At 59.6% G+C, this 22742-nt stretch carries 19 protein-coding genes; 7 read left to right on the forward strand and 12 right to left on the reverse strand.

Going from position 1 to position 22742, the window contains the following annotated elements; translation table 11 throughout:
- A partial coding sequence (locus RUH64_RS08505) for an OmpA family protein (protein WP_313812803.1) occupies positions 1–743 on the forward strand: 743 nt, incomplete at its 5' end.
- A gap of 47 nt (positions 744–790) precedes the next feature.
- Complete coding sequence (locus tag RUH64_RS08510; protein WP_313812804.1) at positions 791–1417, forward strand: hypothetical protein; 627 nt, start codon at positions 791–793, stop codon at positions 1415–1417.
- Between the two features lie 272 nt (positions 1418–1689).
- Here the strand turns inward: RUH64_RS08510 and RUH64_RS08515 are convergent, their stop codons facing one another.
- Positions 1690–2931 carry an amidohydrolase gene (locus RUH64_RS08515; RefSeq protein WP_313812805.1) on the reverse strand — a complete coding sequence of 414 codons (1242 nt, stop codon included), beginning with the start codon at positions 2929–2931 and terminating at the stop codon, positions 1690–1692.
- A gap of 4 nt (positions 2932–2935) precedes the next feature.
- Positions 2936–4282 carry an MFS transporter gene (locus tag RUH64_RS08520; RefSeq protein ID WP_313812806.1) on the reverse strand — a complete coding sequence of 449 codons (1347 nt, stop codon included), beginning with the start codon at positions 4280–4282 and terminating at the stop codon, positions 2936–2938.
- A gap of 90 nt (positions 4283–4372) precedes the next feature.
- Here RUH64_RS08520 and RUH64_RS08525 point away from each other — a divergent pair, with 90 nt between their 5' ends.
- Positions 4373–5434 carry an Lrp/AsnC family transcriptional regulator gene (locus RUH64_RS08525; protein WP_313812807.1) on the forward strand — a complete coding sequence of 354 codons (1062 nt, stop codon included), beginning with the start codon at positions 4373–4375 and terminating at the stop codon, positions 5432–5434.
- A 70-nt stretch (positions 5435–5504) separates the two neighbouring features.
- Here RUH64_RS08525 and RUH64_RS08530 read toward each other — a convergent pair whose 3' ends face one another.
- The 4 genes from RUH64_RS08530 to RUH64_RS08545 are packed head-to-tail and all read right to left on the reverse strand — an operon-like array spanning position 5505 to position 10067.
- On the reverse strand, positions 5505–6959 hold the full coding sequence (locus RUH64_RS08530) for an amino acid permease (RefSeq protein WP_313812808.1): 1455 nt from the start codon (positions 6957–6959) through the stop codon (positions 5505–5507).
- 10 nt (positions 6960–6969) lie between these two features.
- The gene (locus RUH64_RS08535; RefSeq protein ID WP_313812809.1) at positions 6970–8376 is read right to left on the reverse strand and encodes an aspartate ammonia-lyase; all 1407 of its coding nucleotides are present in this window, start codon (positions 8374–8376) and stop codon (positions 6970–6972) included.
- A 36-nt stretch (positions 8377–8412) separates the two neighbouring features.
- On the reverse strand, positions 8413–9366 hold the full coding sequence (locus RUH64_RS08540; RefSeq protein ID WP_313812810.1) for an asparaginase: 954 nt from the start codon (positions 9364–9366) through the stop codon (positions 8413–8415).
- The gene (locus RUH64_RS08545) at positions 9366–10067 is read right to left on the reverse strand and encodes a FadR/GntR family transcriptional regulator (protein ID WP_313812811.1); all 702 of its coding nucleotides are present in this window, start codon (positions 10065–10067) and stop codon (positions 9366–9368) included. Before RUH64_RS08545 ends, RUH64_RS08540 begins: the two co-directional genes overlap by 1 nt.
- Positions 10068–10286: 219 nt before the next feature.
- Here RUH64_RS08545 and RUH64_RS08550 point away from each other — a divergent pair, with 219 nt between their 5' ends.
- Positions 10287–11828, forward strand: coding sequence for an MFS transporter (locus RUH64_RS08550; protein WP_313812812.1), 1542 nt, complete (start codon positions 10287–10289; stop codon positions 11826–11828).
- 193 nt (positions 11829–12021) lie between these two features.
- On the opposite strand, the gene RUH64_RS08555 is transcribed toward RUH64_RS08550, so the two are convergent.
- Positions 12022–13119, reverse strand: a complete 1098-nt coding sequence (locus RUH64_RS08555; RefSeq protein WP_313812813.1) for a hypothetical protein — start codon at positions 13117–13119, stop codon at positions 12022–12024.
- A gap of 109 nt (positions 13120–13228) precedes the next feature.
- On the reverse strand, positions 13229–14179 hold the full coding sequence (locus RUH64_RS08560) for a beta-ketoacyl-ACP synthase III (RefSeq protein WP_313812814.1): 951 nt from the start codon (positions 14177–14179) through the stop codon (positions 13229–13231).
- 227 nt (positions 14180–14406) lie between these two features.
- Here RUH64_RS08560 and RUH64_RS08565 point away from each other — a divergent pair, with 227 nt between their 5' ends.
- The gene (locus RUH64_RS08565; RefSeq protein ID WP_313812815.1) at positions 14407–15228 is read left to right on the forward strand and encodes a metallophosphoesterase; all 822 of its coding nucleotides are present in this window, start codon (positions 14407–14409) and stop codon (positions 15226–15228) included.
- Positions 15229–15300: 72 nt separating this feature from the next.
- Positions 15301–15861, forward strand: coding sequence for a histidine phosphatase family protein (locus RUH64_RS08570; RefSeq protein ID WP_313812816.1), 561 nt, complete (start codon positions 15301–15303; stop codon positions 15859–15861).
- Between the two features lie 76 nt (positions 15862–15937).
- On the opposite strand, the gene RUH64_RS08575 is transcribed toward RUH64_RS08570, so the two are convergent.
- The 3 genes from RUH64_RS08575 to RUH64_RS08585 are packed head-to-tail and all read right to left on the reverse strand — an operon-like array spanning position 15938 to position 18461.
- Positions 15938–17107: an acetyl-CoA C-acyltransferase gene (locus tag RUH64_RS08575; protein WP_313812817.1), complete on the reverse strand. Its 1170-nt coding sequence runs from the start codon at positions 17105–17107 to the stop codon at positions 15938–15940.
- Positions 17104–17754, reverse strand: a complete 651-nt coding sequence (locus RUH64_RS08580; RefSeq protein WP_313812818.1) for a CoA transferase subunit B — start codon at positions 17752–17754, stop codon at positions 17104–17106. The genes RUH64_RS08575 and RUH64_RS08580 overlap by 4 nt, the downstream gene beginning before the upstream one ends.
- A gap of 2 nt (positions 17755–17756) precedes the next feature.
- Positions 17757–18461 (reverse strand): CoA transferase subunit A, encoded by a 705-nt coding sequence (locus RUH64_RS08585; RefSeq protein ID WP_313812819.1) that lies wholly within the window; start codon positions 18459–18461, stop codon positions 17757–17759.
- 459 nt (positions 18462–18920) lie between these two features.
- Here RUH64_RS08585 and RUH64_RS08590 point away from each other — a divergent pair, with 459 nt between their 5' ends.
- Positions 18921–20153, forward strand: coding sequence for an aromatic acid/H+ symport family MFS transporter (locus RUH64_RS08590; protein ID WP_313812820.1), 1233 nt, complete (start codon positions 18921–18923; stop codon positions 20151–20153).
- Positions 20154–20792: 639 nt separating this feature from the next.
- Here the strand turns inward: RUH64_RS08590 and RUH64_RS08595 are convergent.
- Entirely contained in the window at positions 20793–22697 is a 1905-nt protein-coding gene (locus RUH64_RS08595) for an FAD-dependent monooxygenase (protein ID WP_313812821.1), read from the reverse strand.
- Positions 22698–22742 lie beyond the last annotated feature (45 nt).

Consider the following 22742-nt stretch of genomic DNA (forward strand, 5'->3'; position numbering starts at 1 on the left):
ACATCAACGGCGATTCAGTGGTGGTCGGCGGCGACGGTTCGGGCGTCTTCTCCTCTGGCGATGTCTCGGTAGTGAATTCGGGAGACGGATCCGGGACCTACTCCGACGGAAAGATCAACCTGGTGATCGACGGCGATGGCGGCGGTACCTATTCGGCGGGCGACGTATCCATCGTCAATGCAGGAGATGGCTCGGGCACCTATTCGGACCCGCAGCAGTCGATTGTCAATGCGGGCGATGGCTCGGGAACCTATTCGGGGTACGGGATCAACATCGTCAATGACGGCGACGGCACGGGCCTTGTCAATGGCGACAGTGTTGAGATGGAACCCCTGGATCAGGTTGCCGAACTGGGCAAATTCCCTCCCATGAGCGTGTTGAAGCCGGTGAAGGGCTGCGGCACCGTGATTTCAATGGAATCAGGGGTGCTTTTCGATGTCGATCAGTATGAGATCCGTGAAGACGCGCAAGAGATCCTTGAGTCGGTGGCTGCCGCGTTGAACGACGTGGATGCCGGCAAGGTCAAAGTTCAGGGGCATACCGACAGCGTGCGTGATGAGGCATGGAACCAGACCCTGTCCGAAAACCGCGCCGATGCCGTGGTCAAGCTGTTGCAGGACCTGGGTTCAACCTCCGACCTTGAGGCCGAGGGATTCGGGGAGGACCGGCCCGTTGCAAACAACGACACAGCGGCCGGCCGCCAGATGAACCGCCGAGTTGAAATCTTCATCCCCGCACAATAATGGCGGACTATGAAGGAACACGGAGCCGGAGCAAGCTCAAGGGGGTCGTGATTGCCCTGGTCGGCGTGGTGATCATCGTCCCGCTGATGCTTGCAGCGTGGATCGGGCTGATATTTCTGGCAGAAGACCTGGGCATCACGATGGAACCTCAGGTGATTTTCGCGTGGATGCTCAGCCTGATGGTTTCGGTGGTGCTGTGGCCGTTGTGCCTCAGGGGCCTGCGCAGATATTTTTGGGGCACACGTGGTGCTTCGCCCGGGAAGATTCCCGCCTGGGGATCACAGAAGTTTCCTGCTCCACCCGGGGAACGGCTATCCGCGGTTCAGCGTTGTGCCCGAGGTGCGGCGGTGCTTCTCGGGGCGGTAGGACTGCTGGTAATTTGCGGCCCATGGCAAATCAGCAGCGGAATCCTGTACGGGCTGAACATCATCAGCAGTGGTACCAGGTCCTGGTGGCTTGCCGTGCAGCTGTGCACCTGGTTGTTGACCCTCGGTCTTTTCCTTCCGGTTCTCTGGATCACCGATCGACGGCTGCGGAACATTGAGCGGGGACCGCCAGATCGCCAAGGCATGGAACTTGAGCAGACATGGTGGCTTGCCGCGGCAACCGGCTGGGCCATCTGCGTCATGATGGGCCTGCTGTTCACCTGGCTGGCCATAGACAAGCTCAGCTAGGCCGGGAGAATCCTTGAACCTGGTGACCTAAGAATGTAAGAGCCATGACGAAGGCGTCAATGGTGCATCCTCATCCCTGAAATAGCTGACGAGGATGCACCAACAATATGCAACGATGATGTGGAAAGTTGGATATAAGATCATCAAAACATCGGCCGCGTAAGATGGCGGGCGCCGAGTTCGAATCATCCGCAGCCGACTTGGGCTGTCGGTCTTGTCATACTGTCCTGTCTGCTCCGCCAACAATCGTCACGCTTGAGCTTGAATTGCTCCTAATTATTAGGTTGCTTGAGTACCGACAGGATCGCGGTAGTAGCCAACCTGACTCCTGTATCGAGGGTCGGTTCCAATATCGGTGCAAAGTGCGGAGAGTGATTGCGGGGCATGTGCTCCCCAACTTCATCGAACCCGCCAAATGTCCAAAATACTGAAGGTGCGTTGATCGCTTCCGGGAGCCGTCCGAAATCCTCTGAAGCCATGCCCTGCTCGGCCTCAAGAACGTGTTCGAATCCAAGCTCGTTGATGAACTGTTCACGAAGTTCCGCGGTGGCATCTGGATCATTGACGCATTGAGGGAATTCGCCGGTTACCCGAATAACCGGTTCCTCGGCCCCGGATATCTGTGCCTCTCCGAGAATGACCCGACGGATCGAGGACAAAACCTTGTGCCTCACCGAGGCATCGTGGGTCCGCACATTGACGGTGAACTCCGCCGAATCGGGGATGATATTGTCCTTCAAGCCGCCAGCAAATTTACCTACTGTCACGACTGCCGTCTGCCGAGGATCAATCTCGCGGGCGACGATGCTCTGTAACCGGACGATCATATGAGCGCCGAGCACGATCGGGTCGATGGAATTGTGTGGTGCCGAACCGTGGGAACCTCGGCCTTTGACGAGAACATGCATGGAGTCCCCGCTGGACAGCGTCGCTCCGGGACGCAGGGATACGGTATTGGTGAGACCAGGCTCTACATGCTGGGCGAAAATTACTTGTGGGGTGGGAACTTTTTGCCATAGCTTGTCTTCGATCATCGCCTGGGCACCTTGCCCCGTTTCTTCTCCCGGCTGGAAGATCAGGATGACGGTTCCGCTCCATGAGGTATCACACACCAGTAATGCAGCGGTTCCAATGAGCGATGCGGTATGGACGTCGTGTCCGCAGCCATGCATCACAGGTACTTCGGTCCCGTCATCCAACAGCGCATGGGCGGTGCTGGCGTAGGGGAGGGCTGAATCTTCGGCCAAGGGGAGGGCGTCGATATCGGCGCGGAATGCCACCACGGGGCCGGGACCGCGGCTTAGTAGGCCAACGACTCCAGTTCCACCGCAGCGGAAATGCTCGATCCCTAAAGCGTCAAGTTCTCGTTCGATCAATTTTGCGGTCTGGTGCTCCTGCATGGACAGCTCCGGGGCCGAGTGCAGCTGCCGATAGAGTTCCTGAATTTTTGGGCGGAGGTCCTCCGGCATGAGTCCGGTTCTCGTCGCGGCTGGATGAGTAGTTGGGGCGTTCATGGTTTTAGTGAATCTCCTGGCTCTCATTGGTTTTGTTTCCGCTGAGATCAATACCCTTGGTCTCGGGGATGGTCTTGATGACAACTAGAGTGATCAACATCAGAATGACTGCATAGAAGCTGAACGCGTTGGGTCCTACGGCGCTGCCGAGCCATGCCTGGAGGTAAGGTGCAGTGCCGCCGAAGAGGGCTACGGAAATAGAGTACGGAATAGCCACGCCAACCGTTCGGATTTCGGTGGGAAAGAGTTCTGCATAGGTGGCAGGAACAATCGCGGAGGCCGCAGCAACAAAGACCATCATGACCGATTGAGCGATGAAGAGGCTCATTGGATTGTCGGTCAGGATCCAGTTCATGGGGAAGAACAGCAATGCGCTTCCCGCAGCATTGATGATCAGCACTGGTTTGCGTCCGATTCGGTCGGAGAGCATTCCCCACAGTGGAAGTGCAATGATGAACACGATATTCGCGGCGAAGCTTGCCCAAAGGGCGTGACCTCGATCCATGCCCAGCTGGGTGGATGCGTAAGTCGGCGCGGAGATGGCCCAAATGTAGTAGTTGACGGTGCCGCCGACGGTGAGGCCGATGATCTGCAGGGCCTTGCGACGATGCTTGATAATTTGCGGCCACAGCGATTCTCGTTTCTTGCTCTTGGACGCGTTTTTGTCGAAGACTTCGGTTTCCTTCATGCTCAATCGCATAAATACCGAGTAAAGACCGAAAGCTGCCCCGATGAAGAAGGGAATCCTCCAGCCCCAGGCAAGCATTTCTTCATTGGAAAGAACCACGGTGAGCACGGCGCCCAGCAGGATGCCGAATAAATTGCCGACGGTGCCGGAAATGTAGATCAAAGTCGCCCACAGTCCGCGGCGTTCACGAGGTGCGACCTCGGATATGTAAGTCTGCGCGGATGGCATCTCGCCACCGTGGGCCAGGCCCTGAATGAGGCGGGCGGCCAGCAGCATGAGGGAAGCGAGAATACCAACGCGGTCAAAAGTCGGAGTGATGGCAATCATCAGGCTGCCGGCCGCTGCCAAGGCAACTGCTAGGGTCATGGACGCTTTGCGTCCTACCCTGTCGGCCATCATGCCAAAAAACAAACCGCCCAACGGTCGAGCTAGGAACCCGACAGCGAAAACGGCAAGGGTTGCAAGAACCGCAGAAGCAGGATTGCTGTCATCAAATAGCTGTGTTGCAAAGAACGGGGCAAAGGTAGCGTAAATAGCCCAGTCGAACCATTCTGCGGCGTTTCCGGCGCCGACCGAAACGAGCAACTTGGCCTTGCTGTCGCTCTTCTTGCTTGCCGGCGCATCGGACGTTGATGCCGTTTTGCTTAGCTGGTGTTGAGCCATGATGTACTCCGTATTGAGCGGGTGAACCTACGTAAAGTATTCTGGGTCACATTCCACTCGCACGATGAAAAGATCTGGAAAAATCCATTAATGACTCCAAAAACTAAAGATTCATCCAAAATTGATCGAGTGCAGGAGTTTTCCGAGGAAGAACTGGAGTTAATCAACACCCTGCAGATCGCACCACGCATCAGCTGGGTTGACGCCGGCAGGATCTTAGGACGACACCCGACAACCCTCGCTCACCGCTGGGAACAACTGCGTTCTACCGGAGCTGCCTGGATCACCGCCCATATTCTCGGCGACCCCCGGGAAATGGTCGTGACTTTTCATGACGTTCGCTGCATCCCCAGCGAACGGCAACGCGTCGCCGAGGCCCTGTGCTCCATCGAAGAGATTGCCACGGTAGATGAATGCTCCTGGAAGAAGGACTTCATGCTGACGGTATTTTCCCCGTCTTCCGGTTGGGTGCATCGGAACCTGACTCCGCAGCTCGACGCAATTCCCGGCATCCTTCAACATCAAACTGCTTATTCCACTGCATTGCATGCAGATGCGAGGGCGTGGACCGTCGGAGCGCTGAGCAGAACTCAAATTCAGCAGCTGCGGTCACTTGCCAAACATCAAAGATCAGGCTCGTCATCGCTGCCGGCAAACTTCGCCGACATCCTGCGGATACTGGCCCAAGACGGAAGGTCAACCGCAAAGGAAATTGCTGATGCCACCGGGCTGTCGCTGACGACTGCACGACGCAGACTGCAGCGCATTCTTGATAGCAGCGCCTTGGCGATCCGCTGCGACGTGGCTCAGGCACCTGCCGGGTACCCCATGGCCTGCCATTGGTACACCAGGCTTCCGGCAGATCAGCACAGCGAGGCAGCAAAGATCTTACGTCAGTTCGGTGCATTGAGGTTGTGTGCTTCGATTACCGGACCATCCAATTTCATGTTTATGTTTTGGATCCGCAACGCGGCTGAGGTGGGCGACATCGAACGGATGCTTGCCTCGCGGCTTCCTGAACTGCAGATCGCTGAGAGTACGGTGATTTCACATATTGCAAAGCGCATGGGCTGGCGCCTATCGGAGCAGGGGACTGCCACCGGGGAGGTGCTCATTCCCGGATTTGAATGGAGCCTGCCCACTAGATCTTGAACGGTACGACAAAGCCGACGGCCCGGGAAGATCCCGAGCCGTCGGCTCAATCTTTAGGATCCCGAAAAAGCTAGACCAGATCGCTCTGTTCTTCGGCGTTCTTGCGGGCGGCTGCAAGCTCGTTGATGCGGCCGCGGCACAGGTACCAGCCGCCGATGAGCATCGGAATGATGACTACCAGCGAGCAGACGGTCCAGGTGCCCACGGGGTTGTCGAAAGCCATCATGATCAGCACCGAGACCAAGAACGCCAGGGTGACCCAACCGGAGACCGGTGCCATCGGCATGCGGAAGCTCGGGCGTTCCAGCTCGCCCTTGAGGGCCTTCTTCCTCAAGGCCATCTGGCACAGCACGATCATGCCCCACGAGGCCAGGATGCCCACGGCTGCGAAGTTCAGCACGATCTCAAATGCCTGGGACGGAACCACAGCATTGAGGATGACGCCGAAGATGGCCACCACCGCGGTGATCACGATGCCGCCATAGGGCACGCCGGCCTTGTTCATGCGCCCGGCAAAGCGCGGCGCCGAACCGTTCAGCGACATCGAACGCATGATGCGGCCGGTGGAGTACAGGCCAGCGTTCAGCGAGGACAGCGCAGCGGTGAGGACCACCAGGTTCATCACCACGTCCATGCCCTGGATGCCGATGGATCCGAAGAAGGTCACGAACGGTGATTCGTTGGCCGAGTATGCGGTGTACGGGAGCAGCAGCGAGAGCAGCACCAGCGAGCCGATGTAGAACAGCGCGATGCGGATGATGACCGTATTGATGGCCTTCGGCATGACCTTTTCGGGATTCTCGGCCTCGCCGGCGGCGGTGCCGATGAGCTCGATGGAAGCGTAGGAGAACACCACACCCTGCATCAGCACCAGCACCGGCAGTAGGCCGTTGGGCAGCAGGCCGCCGTTCTCGGCGATCAGCGAGAGCCCCACATCATGTCCGTCGATCGGGGTGCCGCGGAACACGAAGTAGCAGCCGATGACAAGGAATGCGACCAGCGCGACAACCTTGATCAGCGCGAACCAGAATTCCATCTCGCCGAACACCTTGACCGAAATCAGGTTCATCGTCAGCACCAGGGCCAGGGCGAGCAAGGCCCACAGCCACTGCGGCACCGCACCGATCCAGGCCACGTATTTGCCGAAGAACGCCATGTACAGGGCCACCGCGGTGATGTCCACGATGGCGGTCATGACCCAGTTCAGCCAGTACAGCCAACCGGTGGCGAAGGCCGCCTTCTCACCGTAGAACTCGCGTGCATAGGACACGAAGGAACCGGTGGAAGGACGGTGCATGACCAGTTCGCCCAGCGCACGCAGGATCAGGAAGGCAAAGAAGCCGCAGACCGCGTAGCTGATGACGATGCCGGGACCGGCCTGGGCCAGTCGTCCGCCGGCGCCCATGAACAGGCCCGTGCCGATGGCGCCGCCAATGGCGATCATCTGCATCTGCCTCGAGGACAGGCCCTTGTGGTAATCCGAGTCGCCGGCGGTGAGCGCCGCTTCGGTAGTGGTATTCTCCATAAATTTCCTTTTAGTCGGAGAGGTTTGCCAGGCGCTCTGGGGAGAGCAGCTCGTTCAGATCCTCGGCTGAAAGCAGACCGCGCTCCAGAACTAGCTCTGCCACACCGCGACCGGTGTGCAGGGCCTCGAGGGCGATCTGAGTGGATGCTGAATAGCCCAGGCGTGGGTTCAGCGCGGTGACCAGGCCGATGGAGTTCTCCACCTCGCGGCGCAGCGCAGCCTCATCGACGGTGATGCCGTCGATGCAGCGGGTAGCCAGGGTCAGGCAGCCATTGGTCAGGTGCTTGAGTGAGAGGCTGATTGAGTGGGCGATGACAGGTTCGAAGGCGTTCAGCTGCAGCTGTCCGCCCTCGGCCGCCATGGTCACTGTCAGATCGTGGCCGACCACCTGGTAGGCAATCTGGTTGACGACCTCCGGGATCACCGGGTTGACCTTGCCAGGCATGATCGAGGATCCCGACTGCACGGCTGGCAGCTGGATGTCGTTCAGGCCGGCGCGCGGCCCGGAGGAGAGCAGGCGCAAATCATTGCAGATCTTGGAGATCTTCAGCGCCACGCGCTTGAGCACGCCCGAGAGGTGCACGAACGCGCCCACGTCGGACGTCGCCTCGATCAAATCTGGGCTGGTGGTCAGCGGCAGGCCGGTCAACTCGCGCAGGTGGCGGCAGGCAGCCTCGGCATAGCCGGCCGGCGCGTTCAGCCCGGTGCCGATGGCGGTGGCACCCAGGTTGATCTCGGTGACCAGCGACAGCGACTCTTCCAGGCGGGCGCGGTCTTCGCCCAGGGTGACGGCCCAGCCGCCGAATTCCTGGCCCACGGTCATCGGCACCGCATCCTGCAGCTGGGTGCGGCCCATCTTGACCACGGTGCGGAACTCGGCGGCCTTGGCCAGGCAGGAGTCCTGCAGCACCTTCATCGCATCCAGCAGCGGCTGGGTGGCGAAGTGGGTGGCCACGTTCACGGCGGTCGGGTACGCATCGTTGGTTGACTGCGACAGGTTGACATGGTCGTTCGGGTGCAGGTACTTGTACTCGCCCTTGGCATGGCCCATGATTTCCAGCGCCAGGTTCGCGATGACCTCGTTCGCGTTCATGTTGGTGCTGGTGCCGGCACCGCCCTGGATCGGGTCGATGATGAACTGGTCGTGCAGCTCGCCGGCGGCGATGCGCTCGCAGGCTGCATCGATGGCTTCGGCGCGCTCTACGCTGAGCAGGCCGAGTTCGCGGTTGGCCCGGGCCGCAGCCTGCTTCACGTGCGCCAGTGCACGGATCAGGTGCGGGTTGCTCGACAACTGGGTTCCGGTGATGTCGAAGTTCTGCTTGGCGCGCAGGGTATGCACGCCCCAGTAAGCCTCGACTGGAATCTCCAGATCTCCGACCAAATCATGCTCTACGCGAGTTGCGGTGAGCTGTCCCATTCGGATTCTTCTCCTGAAATGTTGTTGGATAAAAACTTAAAGTGCGGCAAGTGTGCCCACGGGCTGTCCGCCGCCCAGCGCGGGGGAGGACAGCAGCTCTTCGGGAACCGCCACGTGCTCGGAGAGCAGGGCTGCGGTGATCGGCATGCGGGCGCGGTCCCCGCCATCGGCGATCTTCACCGCCAGTGCGGTGCCGTCGGACAGTGCCACTGCTTGAATGCCCTCAAAGCCGTCCTTGGCGACCGATCCGGGAACTGCACGCATCAGCTCCGTGACGTCGCGGCCCTCGCCGGCGACCAGTTCCGGGTAGGCGGCCATCGCCGCTGCGACGCGTGCTTCCGGCGTACCAGCGGGGGCGGCGGCCAGTCGGGCGAAGCCGCGGGCCAGTCCGGCAAGGGTCAACCGGTAGACGGGGGTGCCGCAGCCGTCGGTGCTCACGCCGCTGATCTTCTCGCCGCACAACTCCTCGACGGTTTCCTGCAGCAGCTGCAGCAGGTTCTCATCATGCAGGTAGTCGGCGGTGTTCCAACCCTTGAGTTTGCTCAGCGCCACCAGTGCGGCATGCTTGCCGGAACAGTTTTGCGCCAGCTGGGTCGGGGTGCCGCCGGCGGCAAGATAGGCTGCACGCTCGGCGACGCCGTAGGGAAGATCGGTGGAGTTGCCCAGGTCCGCAGCGCTGAGCCCGGCCGCCGCCAACGTGGTCAGTGCAACGTCCTGGTGGCGCTGGGCGCCGGAGTGGCTTGCCGACGCCAGTGCCAGCTGCTCGTCGTCCAGTTCAAGACCGGCGCGGAGCATGCCCACGGCGAAGAGCGGCTTCAGCGCCGAGCGCGGGTAGAACGCCGCCTGGGCATCGCCAAGGCTGCGCAGAATCTTGCCGTCGGCGCCCAGCACGACCGCCGAGCCGTAGTGAATGGATTCGATGGCGTCGCCACGGGTGGCGGCGACCAGGGGGACGTGCTGCGGCAGCGGCTGTGGGGGATTCTGCTTCACTAAGAGCTCCTGACGATGGTGGACACTGCATCTTGAACCGCCGAGAGGTGGGCGGTCATGGCCGCTGTCGCGGCCTGAGAGTTCTGGTCGGCGATGGCCTGGTAGATGGCCCGGTGTTCCTCATTGGACGGGGTGCGACGGCCGGCGACCAGGTTGACGGTTTCCGACTGGCGGGCCATTGCCTCGCGGATGTCGGAGACGACCTTGTTGAATACCGAGTTCTTGCTGGCCAGCGCCACCGCCGCATGGAATGCGGTGTCCAGGTCCACCCAGGCGGCGGGATCGTCCTCGTGCTCCATCTGTTCGATCAGCCCGCTGAGACGTTCGAGGTCTTCCTCGCTGCGCCGCGACGCCGCCAGCGTTGCGGCGGGAATCTCGATGTGCGGGCGGGCTTCGTGCAGGTCCTCCGAGGAGAAGCTGCCCAGCACCAGTTCCTGGGTCGGCTGGTGGGAGATGACGAAGGTGCCCCGCCCGGTTTCGGTGCGGGTCAGGCCCAGGGCCGCGCAGGAGCGCAGCGCTTCGCGGATCACCGAGCGGCTCACGCCGTAGTCGGCGGCGAGCGTCGCCTCGGAGCCCAGCTTGGTGCCGATGGGGATTTCTTGGTTCTCAATGGCGGTGCGGAGGGCGTGGAAAACGGCCTCCGCAGCGGAGCGACGCTCAATACGCTGCTGTCCGGGTGTCCAGCTGTCTGACAGGTTCACGCTAATGAGTGTGGCAGTGTGACCTGCCCTACGTCAAGTCGTGTTTTTTCTTGCTTTAAGTGCCCACGTCATTGGCATATTCCTGCGGAAATGAGCGGTTCTGCCGGGAAGATCCAGCTCCTGCGGAACATGTAAGTTGCCTGAAAGGCCGAGCGAGCCCAACGTTGGCGAGGATAAACTCCAGCGTCGTATATCCGGAACGATCCGAGGATCTTAAGTATGTCGGCAAAGAAACCGCGCAAAAAGAACTCCAAGAAGCAGCGTCTTGAAGTCGAAGACGTCAACGTCGTCAATGATGCCATGCTCAAAAAGGCCATCGGCGGCACCGTCGTCGGCAATCTCATGGAATGGTATGACGTAGGTGTCTACGGCTATTTGGCGGTGATCATCGGCAAGTTGTTCATGCCAGATTCCGTTGACCCGGCGATTCAAACACTATTCAGCCTCGGCGTCTTTGCTGTCACCTTTGTGGCCAGGCCGCTGGGCGGAATCATCTTGGGTCAGCTCGGCGACCGAATGGGGCGCCAGAAGGTCCTGGTGTTCACGCTGCTGATGATGGCCGCATCGACCTTTGGCATCGGCATCCTTCCCGACTATTCGGTATGGGGCGCAGCGGCCCCGATTCTCCTGGTGGTGCTTAAGCTCATTCAGGGATTCTCCACGGGAGGCGAATACGCGGGAGCTACGACCTTTGTGACGGAATATGCCCCGGACAAGCGGCGCGGGTTCTATGCGAGCCTCTTGGATCTGGGCTCCTACATGGGGTTCGCCATTGGCGCGGCATTTGTTTCGATTCTGCAGCTGACCTTGAGCAACGAAGCCATGGAAGGTTTTGCTTGGCGTATTCCATTCCTGGTGGCCCTGCCCCTGGGTGCCATCGCACTGTGGTTCCGGTCCCGCATCGAGGACACTCCAGCGTTCAAGGAAGCCCAGGAAGCGGCGCAGAAAGCCGGCGAGGACGCGCGGAACTCGGCGGATGCACCCAAGGGCGTCATCGATCTGGTCCGCAGTTATTGGCGGGAACTTCTGACAGCATTCGTTCTGGTATCCGCAGCCAACACGGCGGGCTACGCTCTGACCAGCTACATGCCGACCTACCTCACGGAAACACTGCACTACGACCCGGTCCACGGAAACCTGCTGACCTTGCCGATTCTCGTGGTGATGTCCTTGTGCATCCCGCTGACAGGCCACCTTTCCGACAAGGTGGGCCGTCGTGTAGTTTTGTTCATTGGTTCGATTTCGGCAATCGTCCTGGTAATTCCGGCGTTCCTTTTCATGATGCACGGACAGATCTGGTCTACGCTGACGGGCCTGGCATTACTGGCATTCCCGGTGACTTTCTACGTTGCCAATCTTGCCTCTTCGCTGCCTGCCCTGTTCCCCACCTCGTCGCGTTACGGAGGCATGGGAATCTCCTACAATCTGGCTGTGGCAGTCTTCGGCGGATTCGCACCGTTCATCATGCAAGCGTTGGTCACGATCACCCATATTTCTCTGGCCCCTGCCTTCTGGGTGATGGGAACCTCGGCCTGCGGTGTTGTGGCGGTGTGCTTCCTGAAGGAATCTGCGCGGCGCCCGCTGCCCGGTTCCCTGCCGTCTGTGGCGACCGAGGAAGAAGCGATCGAGCTGGTGGAAACCCAACAGGAGAACCCGGACCTCGATGTGCAAGAGCTGTTTGAGCAGGTTCCAGCACTTCAAAATCGCCTGGACGAATCACTGCAGGCGGGGGACGCCGACGGTGAAATTCGGCCGGTGTAAATGAACCCGGCGATCAAAAGCCAAGCTTCTGATGAATTTTCGAGTATTCCTGAAACCAAGAGCGAAGTTCATGCCTTCGAACTACTCGATGAGGTATTGAGCGCCGGGAGACACCTTCAGCTTGATGAGGACTGACCAGAGGAAGACAGCCCCGCGGTAGGTGCGGGGCAGGCTTCAAGGCGCCGGTTCATTCTCAGTCTTGGTCGATGTCGGTATTCAAGACCTGCAGATTCTTATCCAGTTGAACTTCGGCATCCTTGCCGTTCTCAAGATCGATGGAGATCTCATAATAGGCATTGCCGTCGTTGGTGGTTGAGATCGAGGCCAAGCTTCCCTTGCCGCCGCCTGCAGCAGCAACCGCATCCTGTGACGCCTTGATGATGCCGTCAAATTTCGCGGGGTCTAGGAGCGCGTCGGCATCGTCATCTTTTTCGGGGGTCTGTCCAGTCACCGTTGCCTTGATGGCGCCGTCGACGTGAACGTCGGTGCTGCGCCCGTCCTGCAGCTGCACCTCAACGTCGTACCCCTTGCGCTCAATCTCGATGGAGTCAACGCCCTGGGCGTCGGCGGCTGCGATGGCGGCCTGGGCGACCTTGCCCAGGGTCTGCGCGTCGTTGGCGAGTGCAGACGCCGACTGGCTCGGGCTGGTGGAATTGACGCCATCGTCATGTTCATCGGTGTCGGTGCCGAGAACCTTCAGCTCTCGGGTCAGCTTGATCTCGGTGTCATCGCCGCTGGAAGAAGTTAGATTGACTTCGTAGGCGGCGTTGGTGGAATCGCTGGTGGACACCGAATCTACGGTTCCGCCCTTGCCTTCAGGCGTGCCCTGTGCGGCCTGGAAAATTTCCTCCAACTGGTCAAGGTCGAGTAGTGGATCATTTGAACGGTCATCAGGGCCGTCGGTCTCCTGTGTGGCAGTTCCGTCGGCGGCTACAAAGACGTCAACGCCGCTTCCATCGGCCAGTTGGATATCCACCTCGTATCCGCCGCGGTCCTTATCGATGGAGGAGGCGCCTTTCGAGCCCTCGACGCTGCTCAAGGCCTTTTCCGCGGCGGCCTTGAATGAGGCAGGGCTGGCATCGGCGGAGGACGAAGCCGTCGCCGTTGAGGATGCCGAGGCGGAACTGGGGCTTTGAGGGGCGGATGCGGAGGCATTGGAGCTTGGATCGGAGGAGCCACAGGCGCTGAGGCTGAGTGCAAACAGCGCACCCAGGCAGAGCCCGGCGGTCTGTCGTCCTGCCCGGCCCTTGCTGCGATCTGATGATGAATTCTGATCTGGGTGTGTGTTCATAGCCTCAGCCTGCCACGGCAAGGGCCTCATGTGGCCGAAATTCAAGAATATTAAAGCAAAGGAGCCCACCGTCATGTGAACGGCAGGCTCCAACGCTGTGTCTGAATGACTACGGAATGGTGATGATCTGACCTGCGTAGGACAGGCCGCCGCCGAAGGCGAACAGCAATGCCTTGGAGCCGGAAGGCAACGGCTCGTCGGAGGCCATCATCTTGGACAGCGCCAGCGGCACCGAGGCTGCCGAGGTGTTGCCCGAGTAGACCACGTCGGTGGCGACGCGGGCGTTCGGTGCACCGATCTTTTCAGCCAGCGGCTCGATGATGCGAAGGTTTGCCTGGTGCAGGATGATCCCGTCGATCTCTTCTGGCTGCAGGCCCGCGCGTTCGATGATCTTCGAAGCGATCTTTGGCAGCTGGGTGACGGTCCAGCGGTAAACGCTCTGGCCGCTCTGCGCGAACTTGTTGTTGTTCTCTTCTTCGATGCGCACCGCGTCGGACAGGGAGGGCACCGAGCCCCATACCACGGGGGAGATGCCGTCTTCTTCCGAGGCGGTGACGATCATTGCGCCGGCACCGTCAGCGGTCAGCACGCAGGTGGTGCGGTCGGTGAAGTCGGTGTAATCGGTAAGCATTTCGGAACCGATGACCAGCGCCTTGGTGGCGCTGCCGGAGGCGATGGCACCCTGAGCAAGTGCCAGCGAGTGGGCGAATCCCGAGCAAGCGGTGTTCACGTCGATGGTGGCAGGACCCTGCTCCATGTCCAGAGCATTGGCCACGCGGGCTGCCATGTTTGGCGAACGGTCGGTGGCGGTGCAGGTGGCGACGATAACCATGTCGATGTCGCCTGCGTCGATGCCTTCTGCGTTCCCCAGTGCCATCTTGGCAGCCTTGATGGCCATGGAATCAACGGTTTCAACACCTGTACCCCAGCGGCGTTCCTGAATGCCTACGCGTCGCACGATCCATTCATCGCTGGTTTCAACGAGCTTTTCCAGCTCGGTGTTTGGCACGATGCGCTCTGGCTGGAAGTGGCCAAAAGCGACGACTTTGCTGCCGGTCATGGATGTTGCTCCTTGGTGGATTCAATACTGCCTCTCTTAAGATTAGTCGTTTTGCGGCCTACTTGCCGTTCACATACGCCAAAAGACATATATCAAGGAGCGATTGTTCGGAAACCGAATTTTCGCTGTTGATGGGATCTTCATGCGTTATCGGTGCACTGTTTACCTCGCGGCCAAGAGCATGCACTGCAATAGATCCAACGAACAGCAGTGGAAGGGGGAGCAAGTTGAATGGTGAACTGCGGCTGGTCCATCTCAGCGATACCCACCTGAGCTCTGGAAACAGACTGCTGTCCCCGGGCATCGACCCGTGGTCCAAACTTGCGCAGGCATTGTGCGCCGCAGAAGAATACTCACCCGATGCGGTAGTGATCACCGGCGATATTGCCGATCGTGGGGACAGGATCCATAGGGACGCAGCTCGGCTGCTTCGAGAGGCGCAGCATCGGCTGGGAACACCGATCATCACCATTCCTGGCAATCACGATCCGGTTGGATCCATCGGAAGCCAGTTCAATACGACCCGAATTTCCACCGGTCCACGCCCGGCAAATACCGTCCACGAAATTAAAGGACTGCGCATCATCGGCCTGGACAGCGGAGGATTTCAGCAGGCCCAGGGAGAGCTGGATCAAGATCAGCTGTTGTGGCTGCGTCGGCTACTCAGCGGCCCGGCCCCGCGAGGAACGCTGTTACTCTTGCACCACCCGCCGCTTGAATCGTTTTCTCCGGTGCTGGCGGGCAGGGGATTGCGCAATATTGACGAGCTGAATGCCGTCATCACTCATCGTGATGTCCGGGCAATATTATGCGGCCACTACCACCAACTGGGAGCGAGCCACTTGTCATCGACGCCGGTCTTTATGGCACCTTCGACGGCCTTCAACATGAACCCGTTGAATCCGACCCAGATACTAGACCAGCAGGATGCATGGTTCTCGGTCATCAAGGTCTCCACCGATTCGGTGGTTTCGGTACCGGCATCCAGTAGCTTCGTCGCAGCCAACAGCTCGCTGGCAGATACGTATTTATCCCTTCGACGGCGCTGACCACCTCGGGACCGTCGAATAGCGAAAGCCGCGGAGATCCCAGCGGCGCTGTGGAAAGAAAGAAGAAGGAAAATGAACGCCTCAAAAATTATCCTCGTCCGTCACGGAGAAACCGAATGGAACAGGGCCGGCAGGCTCCACGGACGAAGCGACCTGCCGTTGAATGATGCAGGGATCCAGCAGGCGCACCTTTTGGCCATGGAGCTGAGTACTGGTGGGACGCTGGACGCCGCGTACTCGTCGCCGCTGTTCCGGGCGCTGCAGACAGCACAGATCATCGCCAAGTCCTTGAGTCTGCCCAAGGTGCAGGAAAACCCTGAACTGATGGAACGCGAGTTTGGAGACTCCGAGGGCAAGCTGGTGAAGGCTGTGTCGACCGAAGAGCGAGAGCTGTTGATGAACCAAGGTGAAAACGAGGATCATCTGGTGGAGCGTGCGGTCAACGCACTGTTCAAGATTTCAGCTCAGCATCCTCGGCAGCGGGTCTTGGTGGTCAGCCACGGTGAACTGATCCGTAGCGTGCTCAAGGCCCTGACGGGGAGCGCTCCCGCAAACGTTGCCAATGCGCAGGTATTTGAACTGGACTCAGTGCTGCTGGCCAACCATGTAGCCCGCGAACCGCTTTGGCACTAACCATCGTGCCGAGAACAAGCAGCTGAGGCTGCCGGTCCATAACGAACGGCAGCCTCAGTTACTTATTAGGTGGCTGTTACAGCGAGCGCAGCACCACCGCGGTGCCCTGCCCTCCGCCGCCGCAGATGCCTACGGCGCCCAGCGAACCCGGGCCGATCTCCTGCAGCTCGCGGGCAAGGCAGCCGATGATGCGGGCGCCGGAAGCACCAATCGGGTGGCCCAGCGCGATCGCTCCGCCGTGCGGGTTCACGATGGCTGGATCTAGTCCCAGCGCGATGGTCGACTGCACAGATACGGCGGCGAAGGCCTCATTGATTTCAACAACCTTCAGCTCGTCGGCGCTGGCTCCGGCCTTGGCCAGCGCTGCCTTGATGGCGTTGGAAGGCTGCTCGTGCAGGGTGCGGTCAGGGCCAGCGACGAAGGCGTGGGCGACGACCTCCGCCATGGGTGTCAGGCCCAGACGCTCGATGGCTGCATCGCTGGCAAGCACTACCGCGGCAGCGCCGTCGGTGATCTGCGAAGAGTTACCCGCGGTGATGGTTCCGTCCTTGGCGAAGGCCGGACGCAGCCCGCCCAGCGACTCGACTGTAGTCGAAGCGCGGACGCCGTCATCTTCCCAGTACACAGTGTCGCCCTTGCGGGTGCTGATGGTGAAGGGATCGATCTCCCCGGCTAGGAAGTCACGGGCGGCTGCGGCACGCTGGTGCGAGGCGGCCGAGACCTCGTCCTGTGCTTCGCGGGTCAGCTTCAAAACGGCGTTGTGTTCCTCGGTGGAGGCGCCCATTGATCGTTTCTCGGCGGCGTCGGTCAGGCCGTCGTACTCAAGGGTGTCGATCATTTCGATGGCGCCGTACTTGGTGCCCGCGCGGGCGCGCTGCACATGCGGCGCCAGCGACATCGACTCCTGGCCGATCGCTAGCACCACGTCTGCCTCGCCGGAGTTGATCAGCCGGGCGGCCGCGACCACTGCCTCGGCGCCAGAAAGGCATACCGCGTTGACTGCAATGGATGGGACGCTGAGCGGGATGCCTGCCCCCACCGCTGACTGACGGGCGGGGTTCTGTCCCGCGCCGCCCTGCAGTACCTGGCCGGCGATGACCTGCTGGACCTCGCTGGCGTCGACTCCCGCACGGGAAAGGGCCGCCTTGGCTGCATGGGCGCCGAGTTCGGTGCCCGGCACCGCGGCGAATGCCCCGTTGAACTTCATGAACGGGGTGCGGGCATAGCCCACGATTTTGGCGGTCATACTGCCTGATCCTCCTGAATGTCCACGGCGAAGCCCGCCGCGGTGATTTGCTGAATGCTCTCAACGGTTTCTCCCGGGGCCACTGCCCGCAGGATGAGCCTGCCGTCTTCAATGTCGAAGACCGCACGGTCGGTGATGATGCGGTCCACGACGCCGACTCCGGTCAACGGCAGGTCGCATTGTTCCACGATCTTACTGGTGCCGTCCTTGGCCACATGGTCGGTCAGTACGATGACGCGCGGGGTGCCTGCCACCAGGTCCATGGCACCACCCATGCCCTTGACGAGTTTGCCGGGGATGGTCCAGTTGGCCAGATCTCCGTTAGACGCCACCTGCAGCGCCCCGAGGATTGCCGTCTGCACGTGGCCGCCGCGGATCATACCGAAGCTGGTGGCGGAGTCGAAGAAGCTGCCTCCGGGCAGCACCGTCACCGTCTGCTTGCCTGCATTAATCAGATCGGCGTCTTCTTCCCCCTCATAGGGAAAGGGGCCCATGCCCAGGAGTCCGTTTTCGCTTTGCAGCTTAACCGAGACGCCCTCGGGTAGGTTGTTGGCCACCATGGTGGGGATGCCGATGCCGAGGTTTACATACTGGCCGTCGACCAATTCGCTGGCTGCAATGGCAGCCATTTCATCGCGGGTCCACATCGCTAGCCTTCCTGCTTGGTTCGTACGGTGCGCTGTTCGATGTACTTCGTTTCATCTGCCTGTACGAGGGTCTGTACGAAGATACCGGGTGTCTCCACCAGGGAAGGATCCATGTAATCATCGAGAATGTGCTCGGCCTCAGCGAAGGTGTGACGCCCGGACATCGCCGCCAGCGGGTTGAAATTCTTGGAGGTCATTCGGTAGCGGAGGTTGCCTTCGGCATCCGCCTGATATGCACGCACGAGGGCGATATCTGCAAAGATGCCGCGTTCAAGGATCGCCGGCCTGCCGTTGAACTCCATGACTTCCTTGCCCTCGGCCACCGGGGTGCCGACACCGGTGGGGGTAAAGAAGGCGGGAACGCCGACGCCGCCCGCGCGAAGACGTTCGGCCAGGGTGCCCTGTGGGCAGAACTCAACCTCTAGTTCTCCGCTGAGGAACTGTTGGGCAAAGAGTTTGTTCTCGCCCACATAAGAGGCGATGACCTTTGACACCTGCTTGTTTTCGATGAGGATGCCCAGTCCCTTGCCGTCAACGCCCATGTTGTTTGAGACGACGGTGAGATCTTTTGCACCGCTGTCGCGCAGTGCTGCAATCAGCCGGTTGGGGTTGCCAGAAAGACCGAACCCTCCGACGGCGATGGTCATGCCATCCTTGACGACTGCAGCGAGCTCCGCCGCGGCGTCCTCACGATACTTCGTTGACATCGATTCCTCCATGCGTCCACTATGTGGATTGCAGTTCTGATTACCTTCAAACCTACGTAGTCGCAGGTAAGCAATCAATAGCTGTCACTGGATTCATTGTTGATTGCTCAGATGATGGGGAAAGCTGCCCTTTACGTCCATAATATGAACGCATGAATTTGGGTGCCAGTTTACGCCGAACCCTCTGCATTGCGGGTCACTCGACGCGATCGTTTAACAGGTGCCATGAGGCTGCATCAGTCGGCGGTCAAGACGTGCCGATCCTACAGCAGTGGTACGCGTTATTTTCCTATCCTCATCTGCAGTGCCGCGCCTTTCAATCCTTCGCGCAGAGACAGATGGGGTCAAGAGTAGCTCGGATGGGCAGCCGCCTTACCCATTTCCGCCAAGGTGGTGAGAGATTTCTGGAGAGCAGAATCAATTAGGCCGCCAAAAGTGACACGGCTCAAACTATTGCCTATGAGCACCTCCATCCACGCGAAGCCATTGGCCGCAAAAGTTTCTTCAAAGACCGCGTTCTTTGCGGTCCTAGCATGTTGGTTGTTGGTTGTCTTCGACGGTTATGACCTGATCGTTTACGGCACAGTGCAAAAGGCCTTGCTCAACGAAGGCTGGGGGCTCAACGACGCGACGCTCGGGACTATCGGCTCTCTGGCCTTCCTCGGAATGCTGATCGGGGCGCTGCTAGCAGGTCGGTTATCGGATACCTTAGGCCGTCGAAAGACAATACTCAGTTGCGCCGCACTCTTCTCGGTCCTCACGGTGCTCTGCGCTTTTGCTCCCAATGCGATGGTGTTCGGAGGACTGCGCCTATTAGCAGGCATCGGTCTAGGAGGCCTTGTGCCTTCGGTCAATGCAATGGTGGCCGAGCTAGTTCCCGAACGCTGGCGCTCAGGCATTGCGACGCTCATGATGTCAGGCGTTCCAGTCGGCGGATCCATAGCGTCGCTGCTGGGAATGGGGATCGTCCCCAATTACGGTTGGCAGCCAATGTTCGTGATTGGTGGAGCTGCCTTGGTCATCGTGCTGCCAATAGCCTGGGCCACACTGCCCGAGACCATGCCCGCGACTACGCACACCAAGGCAGGTTTCGGCGCACAGGGATTTGGGGCATTGCTACAACGCAAGTACGTCGTAGCCTCAATGGTTTTTGCCATCGCAAATCTCGCCACACTGTTCGCGTGGTACGGACTGGCTACCTGGCTTCCTAAACTCATGACTGGGCTGAACTACGACCTAGGTTCGGCTTTGGTGTTCGGGCTGGTGCTGAACCTCGGCGCCGTGGCAGGATCCGTCATTACTGCCTGGGCAGGCGACAAATTTGGCCCGGCTCTCACGGGCGCAGTGGCAGCCGCTCTGGCAGGCGTTGGCCTCGGCGTCATCATCACCCATCCGCCCGTCGGGGTGGTCTACGCAATGTTGGTATTGGCTGGAATTGGCACCCACGGTACAGCCGCCCTGATTATCGCCGCGGTGGCCAATTACTACCCCCACTACCTACGCGGCACTGCCCTTGGTTGGACCACCGGCGTCGGCCGTATCGGCGCAGTTCTAGCGCCACAGGCAGCAGGGCTGATGCTGCAGTCAGGGTTCGGGGAAAGCTCCAATTTCTTACTCTTCGCCCTGGGCGCAGGATGCTCGGCGGCTCTGCTGCTGGTAACGGCAGTTCTCACCAAATCCAAAACGGCCTAGGGATCCGATAGGTCAAACTGTCGGCGGACATTTGAGCCATTCATAAATTGCCTGATGGCGGCTGCCAAATTAACGGTGGCGTGAGCTTCCGTCGGAATGCAGCAGGACAATACCCGAACCCAGCGCACAACCTGAATAACAAAGAGGCGTGCGGCAGTGTGCCGTACGCCTCTTTCAGTCGCTAGGTGGCCACCGAAACATGCCTGATTTGCTCGGCGTAGGGAAGTGCCTAGAGCTCATTCCGTCTCAAGCTCAGTCAGGTTTCGTTGTGAATTGTGCGGAGGAAAACGAGCGGTGGATGCTTTGCTGAAAGACCGGCCACCAGAATCTGAGGGTATCGACAGGTTTCTGTAGATCGAACTTGCATTGGTGAAGGAGGTACACAGCCAAGGTGAACTCCAACCGTTCAGTTTCCTTGGTCGACTTCTCAAGCTGAGGATTCAAGTCAACAAGGCATCCGGGGCTTGGCAGCGCGTGGGCATGAGCAATAGTCGGATCTAGTACAGTGATGTGCCTGCGATAAAGCAACGCAGTCCGTTCTAGCAGGGGAGGATGTTCTGTCTGTCTGTCTGGTCGCGGCGAACAGCCCACCACCTGACGATGACGCCTGGTGGTGGGCTGTGCAGCCGAAGTTAGCCTTTATCTTGCGAGGCTGGCGTTGCTGGACTTCATGATTGGCTCGAAGAACGCTGGGAGCATTTCGGTAGCGTCCAGTGGAAGAACTTGGGCGATGTACTGGTCTGGGCGGACTACAACCATGACGCCTTGCTCCCGGTCTACACCGCGCTCCTCAAAGATCTCCCGTCCACAGTCCTTGAGGGCAGACGCGAATGCCTTCTCGTAGTCAGTCAGTCCGTAGATGCCTTTACTCGGGCGCAATAGCGACGGCAGCGCTGTCACAGGAACCGCTGTGTGTGCGCCTTGAAGTACTCCGCGAACGTCGAAAACCGAGTCGATATCCTGTCCAGGACCAGTAAATTGTCGGATCGGGGATGCGGGATCGAATTCTAGGTATTCCATCAAGCGTTGGAACTTTTCGGTGCTTTGATCGGCAAAGGCATAGATCCGCCACCGGCCGTCAGCTTCGGCTGTGTGCCCTAACCCGACCTGAAGGGCATCGGCGATGCGTGTTACGGTTGCCGAATAGAAGCGCTCGCCGACGGCGAAGCCAGTGGCCAGATGCTGATATTCGCTAGCCCCAATTAAGGTGGAAGGAGCGTATCGAGTCCCGAAACCTGCGGTAAAGCGGCCGCCTTGGACAAACCGTTCCTGGATCTCTGCAGCGTCCAAGCCACCTGCTTCTGGATGCTTCGGATCCTTAGGGGAAGCAGACATGGTCGCGGACCATTGAATATCGAAATCGATCAGTTCCTGAGCAATCCTTTGTCGTTCTTCGGAGTACGTGCGAAGCAACGATGCGGGGCTGTGCCCTTGCAGGACTGCGCTCAATTTCCACCCGAGATTGAAGGCATCCTGCATGGACACGTTCATGCCCTGTCCAGCCTTGGCAGAGTGGGTATGGCAGGCGTCCCCGGCAATGAAAATATTAGGTTCCTCCCGCAGGTCGGTAGGACCTGCATTGTCGAAGCGTCCGGCCAAGCGCTGACCTACTTCGTAGACTGACCACCAGACGATCTCTTTAACGTCCAACGTATAAGGGCTGAGAATCTTGCGGGCTTTCTCAATAATCTCTTGTGCAGTAAACCGCTGTCGGGCATTCCGGTCGCTCGGGTCCAAATCACCAAGGTCGACATAGAGGCGGACCATATAGCCGCCTTCGCGTGGAATCAAGAGGATGTTCCCGCCGTCAGCTGACTGAATTGCGGCTTTGAAACGAATATCGGGAAAACTAGTAGTGACGAGCATATCCATCACGCCCCATGCATGATTTCGCGTGTCGCCCGCGAGGCGGATTCCCATCGACTTGCGCACCTGCGAGCGCGCTCCATCGGTGCCCACAACGTATTTAGCGCTGATTGTAAATTCCTGACCTGTCTCAACCTGCCGCAGGTGCGCTGTCAACGGATGAGAACCATGACCGGTGTCAACGAGATTCAGAAGTTCGATCCCGTACTGCGGAGCTGTTGGGTTGACGCTTTGGGCGGCTTTTTCAAAAAGGAAGTTCTGCAGCCTTGCCTGATTCACAATCAGGTGGGGGTACTCGCTGAGTCCTTCGGCCACGTCCTTGACCCGGCTTGTCCGAGTGATGCTGTTCTGATCCTGTGGATCCGGGCCCCAGAATACCGTTTCATTGACGCTGTATCCCTCGCGAATTAGCCGATCTGCCAGCCCGAAAGCATTGAACATTTCAACGGTTCGGCAAGCCACCCCGTCGGCATGACCCATGACTAAGGGCTGCTCGTTCTTCTCCACGACGCATGTGCTCAGGTGCTTGAACTGCGCCAATTGTGCGGTGAGAACGGCTCCGGCCGGACCAGCTCCAACGACAAGTACGTCGACAAGCTCGGGGATGCTGGGAGAGATCTTGCCACTTGCTTGGTTTAGCGGGTCACCGCCGGTGAACCCGTTGAGGTAGTACTGCATGCTGCGTCCACAATCCTTCAGCTGTCTCGATAGAACGAGGTGAAT

Source organism: Glutamicibacter sp. (assembly GCF_032154645.1).
Lineage (GTDB): Bacteria > Actinomycetota > Actinomycetes > Actinomycetales > Micrococcaceae > Glutamicibacter.